Genomic DNA, 11,759 nt, shown 5'->3' on the forward strand with positions numbered 1-11,759 from the left:
AGGAGACCAAGAGTGGTGGTCGTGCCACCTTCAATCCAGCCCGGCGCGGTGTGCAGGTTCTGTCGTAGGGCAGTGACAGTATTCACGGCATGGCAGTTGACGCGAACGAGGGTAAGAACGCGGATCAAGCGATCTCAGGCGGTCCTGCCTCAGTCTCGATCTCGAAGAGCGGCCGTGCAGCCGACTACGGAACATTGTTTGTTCGCGAAGGAATGACACCACCGCTTCCACCTGTAGAATACGTTCTGACTATTCCAACCGGAACCGATGAGGTGCGGCTGGATATTGCACGTCCGCGGAGGGTTGGTGGCAGAACTCCTGCTGATATCGCGTTCCAGCGGAGCCTCTTCATCGCGATAGGCGGGATCACCGTAGCGGCCGGCCATGTCGAAATGGCGATGAAGCAGCTAATTGTCAAGCTTTCGCGTAAGGATTTCGACCTGAGTTCGATCAGTGGTGATATGTGGCAGCACCTCGAAGCGAAACTCATCGAACTGTGTGACGGTTCGACCAATCAGCGGGAAGAGCTGAAGTCTCTCATCGAATGGAGCCAAGAGAAGGAGCTCCGAGAGCGTCGCAACGACGCGATTCACGGTTTCTGGTGGACTTACGATATAGGCAGCGTCCGGAACATTCGTTACAAGCGCAATGGCTCTAGCGCTCTCATACGTGGATCGCTCCGCGACATCTGCAACATCGGCGACGCCATATTCGAATACGCGACTAAACTTGAAGCAGTATGTGGCAACGAATGGCCACACGCACTCCTAGCGCGCGGAGGAGCAAGGGCGTCATCCAATCCGGACAACCCGTTCCCAATCGAGCTGTTTGCCGAGAAGATCATCGAATAGTACCGGGCCGACGTCGGAGTAATTCGCAGGATTAAATTTCGGTGTCGAAGAGCACAACCGAACGTTGCATCTCCAGCAGTGGGTTCAGTCGTCGGTGCGGCGTGCGCGCCGCCGGTGGCTGGTGTCGCAGAGCGGGTAGATGTCGCTGCGCTTGCACCGGCAGAGCGCGACCAGGAAGCGGTCGGACCGCACGACGGACCCGTCCTCGCCGACGATCTCCACCGGCCCCTCGATCAGCGCCGGACCACCCTGTTCCAGGGTGACCCGCCTCCGCTCACTGTTCGATGCGGTCGGCACGGATCACCACCAACTCCTCCACCCGCTGGCCGGGCGCGATGAGCCCGGCCTCCTCCAGCCAGTCCGCGCGCCCGCGCATGACCGGGCCGAAGGTGGTGAGCGTGCGGGCCACGGTCGAGGCTTTGAGCCCGGTCTCGCGGATCAGGCGGAGGGTGCGCTGCTCGTCGCAGAGTTCGGAGTGCACGATCAGGGCGACGCCGTTGGGGGCGAGCAGCGTGGGCAGCGTCGCGCAGAGGTCGTCCAGGACGGAGCGACCGTCGAAGCCGGCGTCCCAGGCGCGGTCGCGGCCGCGGGCCGGGTCGGGGTCGGCGCAGGGGACGTAGGGCGGGTTGGAGAGGACTACGTCGAAGGTGCGGTCGCGCAGGACTTCGCGGAAATCGCCGCGGAGCAGTTCGACGGGGAGCCCGCGGGCGCGGCTGTTGAGCCAGGCGGTGGCGACGGCTCGGCGGGAGATGTCGACGGCCGTGACCTCGGCGGCACCGGCGCGGGCGGCCGTGACGGCCAGCGCGCCGGTTCCGGTACAGATGTCGGCCACCCGGGGGTTCCGGGGCAGGGCGGCATCGGCGAGGGCCCGTGCCAGCAACCAGGTGTCGGCTTGCGGGCGGTAGACGCCCGGGAGTCGGAGGAGGCGCACGAGCCGCGAATACCTCTCATGATCAGGTCGAAACCGGGCGGGTTTCAGCTGGTCAGGTGGGTGCGTACGTCGTAGGCGAGCAAGCGGAAGTCTGGGTCGCGGTGCCAGGAGGTGATGGAGCCGTTGCCCGCGAGGCCGCGCTCGGCGAGGGCGAGCATCTCGGGGTCAGGGAGGTGCTCCAGAACCTGGCGGAGCATGAGTACGACGGCGTCGTGGGCGACGATCAGGACTCGCTCCGGGCCGGGGTCGAGGAGTTCGGCGACAACGGCGCCGACTCGATCCGCCACGTCGCGGAAGGACTCGCCCTCGGGCGGGCGGTAACCGAGCGGGTCGCGGTCCTCGGCGGCGGCTTCGTCGGGGTGCAGAAGCCGGGCCCGCGCCTGCGACATCACGCGGAACCGGCCGCGATCGCGGTCGTGCAGGCGGTCGTCGATGCGGAACGGCGGGGGTGAAGCGAGCTCTGCGGCGGCGATCTCCCAGGTGCGGCGGGCGCGCGGGTACGGGGAGCAGAGCACCAGGTCCGGGAGCTCGTCCTGCGGAAGTGCGGCGAAACGGCGGCCGACGTCGACGGCCTGCCGCGCACCGCGTTCGGTGAGGAAGACCTGGGAGTCCGGTAGGTACGGCCGCGCCACAGCGGGATTCGCGCCCGCGACGTTGATCGGCGTCTCGCCATGCCGGACGGCTTCCAGGTAGCGCAGCATGCCGAGACAACGCCCGCGGCCCCGCGCCCGTTCCATCGGCGGGCAGCGCCGCCGCGGCCGGAAAGCCGGCCTACGCGATGGAGAGCGCGATCCCGTCCAGGATGTCGTGCTCACTGACCACCAGCTCGGAGATCCCCGCGCGGCGGGACAGCTCGTCCGCCAGCACCCGCACGATCACCGCACCCCCGCCGATCACATCCACCCGCCCGGGATGCACCGGCCCGAGCGCGGTCCGCTGATCGTGATCCAGCGAGGTGAGCCGATCCGCCACCGCGTGCACCTGCTCCAGCGAAAGCCTGCTCAGGTGCACCTTGGAGGCGTCGTACTCGGGCAGTTCCAGCGCGACAGCGGCGATCGTGGTCATGGTCCCGGCCACCCCGACCCAGGTCCGCGCCTGCTCCACCGGCACCGCGGCGAACGCGGCGGCCAGCCGCTCGGCGGCGAACTCACGGGCAGCCGCGAGCTGTTCGGCGGTGGGCGGGTTCCCGGGCATACTCCGCTCGGTGATCCGCACGCATCCGATATCGGCGGAGAACGCGGCCCGCACCCCGTCGGCGTCGCCGAAGACCAGCTCGGTGGAGCCGCCGCCCAGGTCGACCACCACGTACGGCGCCTCGTCGGCGGCGAGTTCGCCGATGGCCCCGGCGAACGACAGCCTGGCCTCCTCGTCACCGGTGATGACCTCGGCCTCCGCTCCCGGCACGACGGTGCCGAGCAGCTCGCGGGTCATCCCGAAGAACTCCTCGCGGTTCGAGGCGTCGCGGGTGGCGGAGGTGGCGACCATGCGCACCCTGTCGACCTTCGCCTCGCGCATGCCTGCGGCGTAATCGGCCAGCGCGACCCTGGTGCGCTCGATGGCCTGGGGAGCGAGGGCGCCGGTGGCGTCGACGCCCTGGCCGAGCCGGACGATCCGCATCTCGCGGTGCACATCGGCCAGGGTGCCGTCCGGCCGCACGTCGGCGATCAGCAGGCGGATGGAGTTGGTGCCGCAGTCCACGGCCGCTACCCGATGGGTCATTGGTGCTCCTCGTCTGTCATGCGGGACGCAGCGACCTCGCTGCTTCGCTCATCGAGCCTCCGGCCCGAGGTCCCGGTACGCCGGCCAGTCCGCGGGGATCGCCGTGCCGCGCAGGCCGTGCTCGGCGGCGAGCGCCACCGACTCGTCGCCCAGCGGGTTCACCCCCGGCCCCTTGGCCAGCGCGTGCGCGATCAGGACGTGCAGGCACTTGACCCGGTCCGGCATGCCGCCGCCGGTGAAATCGGTTCCCAGCGGCTCGATCTCGTCGCGCTCGGCGAGGTAGCTCTCGTGCGCGGCGCGGTAGGCGGCGGCCAGCTCGGAGTCGGTGGTGAGGCGTTCGGTCATCTCGCGCATGACGCCCGCCGACTCCTGCCTGCTCGCCTCGGCGGTGAGCCGGGGGTCGGTCAGGTAGTAGAGCGTCGGGAAGGGAGTTCCGTCCGGCAACCGGGGGGCCGTGCGCACCACCGCGGGCAGCCCGTCGGGGGTGCGGTAGGCGATGCCGAGCACCCCGCGGGGCTCCCGGCCCAGCTGCCGGGCGACGATCTCCAGGTCGTGCTGGGTGGGGGCGGTCACCGGGGTCCTTCCTGGGCGGGGGCGGGCTGGGCGAGGCTGCGCCAGAGGTCGGTGTACCAGGGGTCGGGTTCGCGCGGGCGGGTCGGCGCGGCGGCCACCGGTGGCGCCTCGATGCCTGGCACCTGGACGATGTAGGGGGTCTCGCCGGGGAGGACGAGCCGCAGCCGGTCCCTGGCCTCGGCGCGGATGTAGGCGGGGTCCTGCTGCTGGACGCGGCGGTCGCGGAGCTGGGCGACGTCGTTTTCCAGCCGCTGCCGCTCGGCGGCGAGCTGCACGGCCTCGGCGCGCTGCGAGAAATAGGTGCGCATGGGCACCGCGAGGGTGAGCGCGAGCCCGCAGACCACCATCGCCAGGATCACCGCGCGGCCGGTGGAGAGGCCGAGGACGGTGCGCTCCGGCCGGTCCGCGCGGCGCGACCGGCGCCCGCCGTCGGCGAGCTTCTGCGCACGCTTCTTCTCCGCGTCGGAGCGCCTGCGCGGCGTCCGGCCGTGATCGGCGGCGGGGCGGGAGCGGGCGGAGCGCGACGTGCGCCGATCGCCCCGGCCGCCGGGGCCGGCACCGCGCGCCCGCCGCTCCGTCATCCCCTACCGCCGATCACCGGTCGTCAGCCCTCGAAGGCGAACCGCGGGAACGCGACGTCGCCCGCGTACCGGGCGGAATCACCCAGCGCGTCCTCGATCCGCAGCAGCTGGTTGTACTTGGCGACGCGCTCGCTGCGGGCGGGGGCGCCGGTCTTGATCTGGCCGCTGCCCACCGCGACCGCGAGGTCGGCGATGGTGGTGTCCTCGGTCTCGCCGGAGCGGTGGCTCATCATGGTCTTGTAGCCGTTGCGGTGCGCCAGCTCGACCGCGTCCAGGGTCTCGGTGAGGGTGCCGATCTGGTTCACCTTCACCAGCAGCGCGTTGGCCGCACCCTTGACGATGCCCTCCTCCAGCCGCTCCGGGTTGGTGACGAAGAGGTCGTCGCCGACCAGCTGCACCTTGTCGCCGATCAGATCGGTGAGCGCGACCCAGCCGTCCCAGTCGTCCTCGGAGAGCGGGTCCTCGATGGAGACCAGCGGGTAGGCGGTGAGCAGCTCGGCGTAGAACTGCGCCATCTCCTCCGCGGTGCGCGCGGAGCCCTCGAAGCTGTAGCCGGTGCCGGACCGGTAGAACTCGGTGGCGGCGACGTCCAGCGCGAGCGCGACGTCACTGCCGAGGGTGAGCCCGGTCTTGGCGATGGCGGTGCCGATCAGGTCCAGCGCCTCGCGGGTGCCTGCGACATCGGGGGCGAAGCCGCCCTCGTCGCCGAGCCCGGTGGCCAGCCCCTTGCTCTTCAGCACCGACTTGAGCGCGTGGTACACCTCGGCGCCCCAGCGCAGCGACTCCTTGAAGGTCGGCGCGCCGAGCGGCGCGACCATGAACTCCTGCACGTCGACGCCGGTATCGGCGTGCGCGCCGCCGTTCAGGATGTTCATCATCGGCACCGGGAGCACGTGCGCGTTCGGGCCGCCGAGGTAGCGGAAGAGCTCGAGCCCGGAGGATTCCGCGGCCGCCCGCGCCACCGCCAGCGAGACGCCGAGCAGGGCGTTCGCGCCCAGCCGGGACTTGTCCGGGGTGCCGTCCAGGTCGAGCAGCACCTGGTCGACGGTGCGCTGCTCGACCGCGTCCAGGCCGATCACGGCCGGGGCGATCTCGTCCAGCACGCCCTCCACGGCCTTCTGGACGCCCTTGCCGAGGTAGCGGTCGCCGCCGTCGCGCAGCTCCACCGCCTCGTGCTCGCCGGTGGAGGCGCCGGACGGCACGGCCGCCCTGGTCAGGGTGCCGTCGTCGAGGGCGATCTCGACCTCGACGGTGGGGTTACCGCGAGAATCCAGGATCTCGCGAGCTCCGACCTGTTCGATGATGGCCACGAAAACGAACTCCTTCGGCAGCTGACAGGCATGGTCACACGGGACGGACCCGTGCGCTGCGAGCCTATCGTTCCCACGCCCGTGCCGATAACCGGCACTCCGACGCCGATTACACCCGGCGGCCGATGCTGTACGCGGCGGCGCGGTCGCGCACCGTGAGCAGGTAGCTGCTGGACTGGTTGTAGGTCATGAGCGCGCGCTGCCAGCCCAGCTCGGAGGTGAGGTCGCCGCCGCTGACGCAGAGGTAGCGGGCCGCGGTGAGCGCGGCGTCGTCGATGTTCTGCGGATCGACGACATTGTCGCCGTTGGCGTCGACGCCCCAGCGCTTCCAGGTCTCCGGGATGAACTGCAGGGGCCCGACCGCGCGGTCGAACTCGCGGTCGCCGTCCAGTACGCCACGGTCGGTGTCGGTGATGCGGGCGACGCCGGGGGCGCCGTCCAGGGGGATGCCGATGATCGGCGGACGGACCGCGCCGTCCTCCCCCACCTGCGAGCCGCGGTAGGTGCCGTGCCTGCTCTCCACGCTCGCGATGCCTGCCAGGGTGGTCCAGGCGATGCCGCAGTCCGGGCGGGAGTTCGTCATCACCGCCGCCGCGTACCCGTACGCCTCCAGCGCCTGCACCGGGATCGCCATCCGCTCCGCCTGCTCCTCCGCCCAGCCCCTGAGTTGCACCGCCGCCCTGCCGGGGGCGTGTACATCGATCACCGGCAGCGGGGTCCCCGGGCCGGGGGGAATGCCCTCCGGCAGCGGTTCCCGTTCCGGCCCGAACCCGCACCCGGCCAGCACCAGGGTGGCCACGATGGCCGTCGCCGCGCCCGCTCTTCTCCACACCACGTGGTCCATTGTGCCGGGGGTGGGGGAATGTCCAGGTCAGGCCAGCAGCGCTCGGGTGGCGGCGGTTTGCGGGGCGGTGCGGAGGTCCCGCGTGCGGCCGTACTCCACGACCTTCCCTTGATCGAGAACCAGGGTGTAGGGGCAGAAGGTGGCGACGAGGGGGATGTCGTGGGAGATGACGAGGAGGGTGGTGCCGCGGGTGCGGAGGTGGGCGAGGAGGGTGAGGACGGCGGTGGCGGTGGCGTGGTCGAGGGCGGTGGTGATCTCGTCGCAGATGAGGACGGCGGGCTCGGCGGCGAGGGCGCGGGCGAGGGCTACGCGCTGGCGCTGGCCGCCGGAGAGTTCGTGCGGGCGGCGGGGGGCGAGGTCGGCGGGGAGGTCGACGGCGGTGAGGAGGTCGGTGATGCGCCGGGGGAGGTCGGCGCGGGGGACACGGGCGACTCGGCGGAGGGGGCGGCCGATGGTCTGGGCGACGGTGCGGCGGGGGTTGAGGGCGGAGCGGGGGTTCTGGGTGACCAGTTGGATGCCGCGCGGGCCGAGCGGGGTCCGCTCGCCGTGGAGTTCCAGGGTGCCGCCGGCGTCGGTGTGGAGTCCGGCGAGTACGCGGGCGAGGGTGGTCTTGCCCGCTCCGGAGGCGCCGACGACGGCGAGGGCGGAACCGGCGGCCAGTTCGAGGTCGACATCGGTGAGTATCTGCACGCCGTCCGCGCGAGCCGTGAGGCCGGTTGCGCGGAGCACGATGTCGCCGGTCGGGCCTTCGTCGGGCGGCACGGCCGTGGAAACGGCAGGTGCGGAGCCGAGTTCGATGACCTGGTCGGCGATGCCGTGCACGGTGGCGGTGTCGTGGCCGGAGAGCAGGACGGCGACTCCCCGTTCCCGCGCGATCCGCTGGACGAGCGCCGCGATCTCGGTGCGCAGGGCGCCGTGCAGCCCGGCGAACGGCTCGTCGAGGACCAGGACACCGGTGCGGCGCACGAGAGCGCGGGCCAGGGCGACGCGGCGCTGCTGCCCGCCGGAGAGGGTGCCGGAGCGGCGCGACAGGAAGGTCTCGTCCAGCCCGACCAGACGTAGCGTTTCGGGGATGCTCGCGCGGTCGGCGGCGACCTCGGCGAGCAGAGTGCGCACCCGGAGCAGCGGGTTCAGCGCGGAACCGGGGTCCTGGGCGACGTAGGCGACGGCCGTCCGCCGGAATCGGCGCAGGGCGGCCGGGTCGAGGGCGAGAACGTCGTGCCCCGCGACCGTGAGCGCGCCCTCGACGGTGGCGCCGGGCGGACGCTGCCCGAGCAGCAGCCGCATGAGCGTGGTCTTGCCACTGCCGGAGGGGCCGGTGAGCGCCGTGACCGTCCCCGGCTCCATATCGAAGTCGTTCGGCCCGAACAACTTCCGGCCATCGGAGGCCAGCACGGCGAGCCCGCGCACCCGCACCCCGCTCACGACCGCACCCGCCCGAAGGCTCCCGCGGCGAGGTTCACGCTCACCGCGATCACGGCGATGGCGAGCCCGGGAGCGAGCACCGCCCACGGATTGAGCACGATGCCGGAGCCGTTGTCGCGCACCATGACCGCCCAGTTGGTGGCGCCGAGGGTGGCGGGGAGCTGGAGGAACGAGGCGGTGCTCACCAGGTATACAGCGGCGACGAAGCGCAGCCCGAGCTGCGCGGCGAAGACCTCGCGCAGGTTGGGCAGCACCTCCGCGAAGACCAGGTGCTGGAGCGTCTCGCCGGAGGCGCGCGCCACCTCCACGTAGCCGGTCGCGGCAACCCCCGCCGCGGCGGCGGCGAAGACCCGGGCGCAGTACGGGACGCCGAAGAGCAGCGCCACCACCAGCAGCCCGGCGATCCCGGCCGCGGGCCACGAGGTCAGGACCAGCAGGATGCCGAGAATGGCAGGCACCAGGATGGCGAAATCCGCACTGCCCTCGATGAACCGGCCGAGCGCGGGGCGCAGGGCGGCGATCGCGCCGAGCACGGCGCCGAGCAGCGTCGTGAATACCGCGATCACCGCCGCGAGCAGCAGGAGTCCCCAGCCGCCGTGCAGCAGACCGCTCAGGACGTCGTGGCCGAGGCGGTCGGTGCCGAGCGGGGCACCGGGGCCGGGATCGGCGAAGGGCATCCCGATCGGCTCGTCGGTCCGGTGCGGGGCCAGCGCGGGTCCGGCGGCCGCGAGCAGGACCACGACGAGGGCGGGCAGCACCGTGAGCGCGTTCATGCCCGCCCCCGCACGGCCCACGCCCGCACCGCGTCCGCGACGGCCAGCATGGCGAGCACACTCACCGCCGTCAGCGCGACCACGGCGGCGACCAGCGCCGCGTCCCGATCCGCGACCGACCCGGCGAGCAGCGCCCCGACCCCGGGATAGTTGAACACCGCCTCCACTACCAGCGCGCCCCCGAGCAGCATCCCGACGCTCGTGGCGAACCCCGCCACCACGGTCGGCAGCGCGAACGGAAGCATGTGCCGCAGCAGCACCACCCGCTCCGGAAGCCCGTCCAGCACCGCCGTCTCCACGTGCGGCTCGCGCGCGGCATCGGCGAGCGCCGCGCGCACCACCCGGACATTCCAGCCGAGCTGCGGCACCGCGAGCGCCAGCACCGGGAGCACCAGCATGTCCGCACGCACCGGGAACCCGGAGCGCCCGCTTACGGTGACCGCGGGCAACCACCCGAGCAGCAGCGAGAACACCGCGACCAGCAGCACCGCGAGCACGAACTCCGGCAGCGCCGCTGCCACCGAACTCCCCGGCTGCAACACCCGCCCGGCCGTACTCCCCGGGCGCAGCGCCCACCACGCGCCGAGCAGCAGCGAGCCGGCCACGGTGAGCAGCAGCGCGAGCCCGCCGAGCAGCAGCGTCTGCGGGAAGGCGCCCGCCAGCAGCGAACCGATCGGCCGCCCCCGCGCGGTGGAGCCGAAGTCCCCGGTCAGCACACCGGAGAGCCACGAGACGAAGCGGACCGCGACGGGCCGATCCAGCCCGAGTTCGCGCTCCTTGGCGGCGACCTCGGCATCGCTCGCCTCCCGCCCGAGCACCGCCCGCGCCCCGCTGCCCGGCAGCAGCTCCACCGCCACGAACACCGCGGCGAGCAGCGCGAACAGCAGCACCACCCGCCGCACCAGCAGCCGGGCGAATCGGCTCAGCCCGCCAGCCACGTGCGTTCCAGCTGCACCCGCGCGAAGCCGCCGAGCGTCGGCAGGTCGCGTACCGTCGCCGCGGCTACGTCGACGCCGTCGGCCATGCCCCACACCAGGTAGCCGCCGCGGTCGTACTCGATGCGCTGGAGCGCGCGGAAGGCATCGTCCTCGCCCCTGGACGCCAGCGCGGTCGCGGCGTCGAATTCGGGATCCCGGAAGGCGGTTTCGTTCCGATTCGAGCCGGAGGAGAGCAGGGAGCGCGCGTAGAAGAGCACGGAGTCGTTGGTGCCCCAGGAAACGGTGTAGAGCGGGGCCTGCAGCCAGCTGCGGTCGTAGAAGACGCCGGACTCCTCGGTCACCACGTCCAGTTTCAGCCCGATCTCGGCCAGCTGGGTGGCGAGCACCCACGCCGACTCCACCTCGCCCGGTGCCTCGGCCTTGGTCACCAGCGGGTAGCGGGCGCCGGTGTCGAAGCCGGCCTCGCGCAGCAGGGCACGGGCGCGGTCCAGGTCGCGGGTGCGCTGCGGGAGCGTGCGATCGTAGCGCGGGTCCCCGGTGCCGAGCACGTCGTTGGCGACGGTGCCGTAGCCGGAGTGCACCTGGTTCACCAGGGCGCCGCGGTCGACCCCGAGCCGGAGCGCGGCGCGCACCCGCGGATCGGCGAACGGGCCGTCCGAGGTGCGCGCGGCCAGCCCGAGCATGGTGTCGTTGGCCCGCCGGACCACCCGCAGATCCGGGCGGCCCTCGGCGGTGCGGCCCGCGATGGCACCGACATCGGAGGCCAGGTCGAGCTGCCCGGCCAGCACCGCGTTGCCGAGCGCGGTGGTGCCCTCGAAGGCGGTGACCTCGATGGCGTCCAGCAGCGGGGCGCCGCCGTACCAGGTGTCGTTGCGCACCAGGCGGGTGGTGCCGCCGTCGCGGGAGTCGAGCCGGAACGGCCCGGTGCCGATGGCCGCGGCGAAATCGGTGGTGTCGCGCTTGACCGTAAAGGTCATCAACCGGACCAGCAGCGGGAGTTCGCTGTTCGGTTCCGGGAGGGCGAGCAGCACCCGGTTCGGGCCGTCGGCGGTGATGTCGTCGGCGGCCACCGGCAGCTTGGACGCACCCGCCACGGTGCGCAGCCTGCGCAGCGACCACACCACGTCGTCGGCGGTCACCGGGGTGCCGTCGTGGAAGGTCGCGCCGTCGGCGAGGGTGAAGGTCCAGCGCCTGCGCTCGGGGTCGGACTCCCAGGAGCGGGCCAGCCGGGGCATCACGGTGGGGTCGGCGCCCGGCACCGTGAGCGGGTCGTAGAGCAGCGAGGCGATCAGGAAATCGCTGTCGTTGCTGAGGTTTCCGTGCGGGTCGCGCTCGGTGCGCGCCTGCGTGCCGAGCGCACCGACCCGCAGGGTGCCGCCGCGCCGGGCCTGGCCACCGCTCTCGCCGCCATTCCCGCACGCCGCGAGCGCGAGCAGAACGCTCAGCCCCGCCCCCGAGGCCAGTACCTGCCGCCGATTCAACCGCATCACGCCGCCTTCCCTCCGGGCCGCACGCGGCCCGCGTCGTCGCGTAACCCGATGCGTCACAGGCGTCCTGACAGCGGGCGCCGTCGACGCACCGGCAAGGCCAGGCTAGCCTAATGGGAAGGCGATCTCGGCACACTCGGGCAAGCGGCGTGTGCGCGACTCGCCGCCGCTGGAATTCGCCCGGAAGTTGCGGAACGGGTATCGTCGGCGGCCGTTCCGGTCATGTCACGCCGCTATGTGTGTTCCAGCAAATTAGGCAAGCCTTGCTTAACCAATACTGACCCACTACCTTCGGAATCGAATCGTCTCATCCGCCTCCGGCTCGAT

13 protein-coding genes are annotated in these 11,759 nt (G+C 71.9%); 1 reads left to right on the forward strand and 12 read right to left on the reverse strand.

The annotated features are described in order from the left end of the window. Window positions 1-89: 89 nt before the first annotated feature. The gene (locus NH2_RS28760) at window positions 90-851 is read left to right on the forward strand and encodes a hypothetical protein (RefSeq protein WP_157103749.1); all 762 of its coding nucleotides are present in this window, start codon (window positions 90-92) and stop codon (window positions 849-851) included. An 84-nt stretch (window positions 852-935) separates the two neighbouring features. Here the strand turns inward: NH2_RS28760 and NH2_RS13005 are convergent, their stop codons facing one another. From NH2_RS13005 to NH2_RS13060, 12 genes are all read right to left on the reverse strand, one after another. Next, window positions 936-1,148, reverse strand: coding sequence for a CDGSH iron-sulfur domain-containing protein (locus NH2_RS13005; RefSeq protein WP_067653068.1), 213 nt, complete (start codon window positions 1,146-1,148; stop codon window positions 936-938). After that, entirely contained in the window at window positions 1,126-1,782 is a 657-nt protein-coding gene (locus NH2_RS13010; RefSeq protein WP_067653070.1) for a HemK2/MTQ2 family protein methyltransferase, read from the reverse strand. The genes NH2_RS13005 and NH2_RS13010 overlap by 23 nt, the downstream gene beginning before the upstream one ends. Before the next feature lie 44 nt (window positions 1,783-1,826). Next, on the reverse strand, window positions 1,827-2,483 hold the full coding sequence (locus NH2_RS13015; RefSeq protein WP_067653071.1) for a histidine phosphatase family protein: 657 nt from the start codon (window positions 2,481-2,483) through the stop codon (window positions 1,827-1,829). 70 nt (window positions 2,484-2,553) lie between these two features. After that, the gene (locus NH2_RS13020) at window positions 2,554-3,501 is read right to left on the reverse strand and encodes a Ppx/GppA phosphatase family protein (RefSeq protein ID WP_067653073.1); all 948 of its coding nucleotides are present in this window, start codon (window positions 3,499-3,501) and stop codon (window positions 2,554-2,556) included. Between the two features lie 48 nt (window positions 3,502-3,549). Then, window positions 3,550-4,074, reverse strand: coding sequence for a DUF501 domain-containing protein (locus NH2_RS13025; protein WP_067653075.1), 525 nt, complete (start codon window positions 4,072-4,074; stop codon window positions 3,550-3,552). Continuing rightward, complete coding sequence (locus NH2_RS13030; RefSeq protein ID WP_067653077.1) at window positions 4,071-4,655, reverse strand: FtsB family cell division protein; 585 nt, start codon at window positions 4,653-4,655, stop codon at window positions 4,071-4,073. Before NH2_RS13030 ends, NH2_RS13025 begins: the two co-directional genes overlap by 4 nt. 23 nt (window positions 4,656-4,678) lie before the next feature. Further along, window positions 4,679-5,965, reverse strand: coding sequence for a phosphopyruvate hydratase (gene eno / locus NH2_RS13035; RefSeq protein WP_067653079.1), 1,287 nt, complete (start codon window positions 5,963-5,965; stop codon window positions 4,679-4,681). A 109-nt stretch (window positions 5,966-6,074) separates the two neighbouring features. After that, window positions 6,075-6,809: a lytic transglycosylase domain-containing protein gene (locus NH2_RS13040; protein ID WP_067653081.1), complete on the reverse strand. Its 735-nt coding sequence runs from the start codon at window positions 6,807-6,809 to the stop codon at window positions 6,075-6,077. A 27-nt stretch (window positions 6,810-6,836) separates the two neighbouring features. Then, window positions 6,837-8,234: an ABC transporter ATP-binding protein gene (locus NH2_RS13045; RefSeq protein ID WP_067653083.1), complete on the reverse strand. Its 1,398-nt coding sequence runs from the start codon at window positions 8,232-8,234 to the stop codon at window positions 6,837-6,839. Further along, window positions 8,231-9,007 carry an ABC transporter permease subunit gene (locus NH2_RS13050; protein ID WP_067653577.1) on the reverse strand — a complete coding sequence of 259 codons (777 nt, stop codon included), beginning with the start codon at window positions 9,005-9,007 and terminating at the stop codon, window positions 8,231-8,233. Before NH2_RS13050 ends, NH2_RS13045 begins: the two co-directional genes overlap by 4 nt. After that, window positions 9,004-9,945, reverse strand: coding sequence for an ABC transporter permease (locus tag NH2_RS13055; protein WP_245650549.1), 942 nt, complete (start codon window positions 9,943-9,945; stop codon window positions 9,004-9,006). The genes NH2_RS13050 and NH2_RS13055 overlap by 4 nt, the downstream gene beginning before the upstream one ends. Then, on the reverse strand, window positions 9,930-11,432 hold the full coding sequence (locus NH2_RS13060; RefSeq protein ID WP_067653085.1) for an ABC transporter substrate-binding protein: 1,503 nt from the start codon (window positions 11,430-11,432) through the stop codon (window positions 9,930-9,932). The genes NH2_RS13055 and NH2_RS13060 overlap by 16 nt, the downstream gene beginning before the upstream one ends. Window positions 11,433-11,759: the final 327 nt, after the last annotated feature.

The sequence above is a fragment of the Nocardia harenae NBRC 108248 genome (genome assembly GCF_001612885.1).
GTDB lineage: Bacteria > Actinomycetota > Actinomycetes > Mycobacteriales > Mycobacteriaceae > Nocardia > Nocardia harenae.

Excerpts from the sequence above, each read along its gene's own strand:
- NH2_RS13060 (WP_067653085.1), bottom strand. The coding sequence starts at position 11,432 with ATGCGGTTGAATCGGCGGCAGGTACTGGCCTCGGGGGCGGGGCTGAGC.
- NH2_RS13040 (WP_067653081.1), bottom strand. The coding sequence starts at position 6,809 with ATGGACCACGTGGTGTGGAGAAGAGCGGGCGCGGCGACGGCCATCGTG.
- NH2_RS13030 (WP_067653077.1), bottom strand. The coding sequence starts at position 4,655 with ATGACGGAGCGGCGGGCGCGCGGTGCCGGCCCCGGCGGCCGGGGCGAT.
- NH2_RS28760 (WP_157103749.1), top strand. The coding sequence starts at position 90 with ATGGCAGTTGACGCGAACGAGGGTAAGAACGCGGATCAAGCGATCTCA.
- NH2_RS13020 (WP_067653073.1), bottom strand. The coding sequence starts at position 3,501 with ATGACCCATCGGGTAGCGGCCGTGGACTGCGGCACCAACTCCATCCGC.
- NH2_RS13015 (WP_067653071.1), bottom strand. The coding sequence starts at position 2,483 with ATGCTGCGCTACCTGGAAGCCGTCCGGCATGGCGAGACGCCGATCAAC.
- NH2_RS13050 (WP_067653577.1), bottom strand. The coding sequence starts at position 9,007 with ATGAACGCGCTCACGGTGCTGCCCGCCCTCGTCGTGGTCCTGCTCGCG.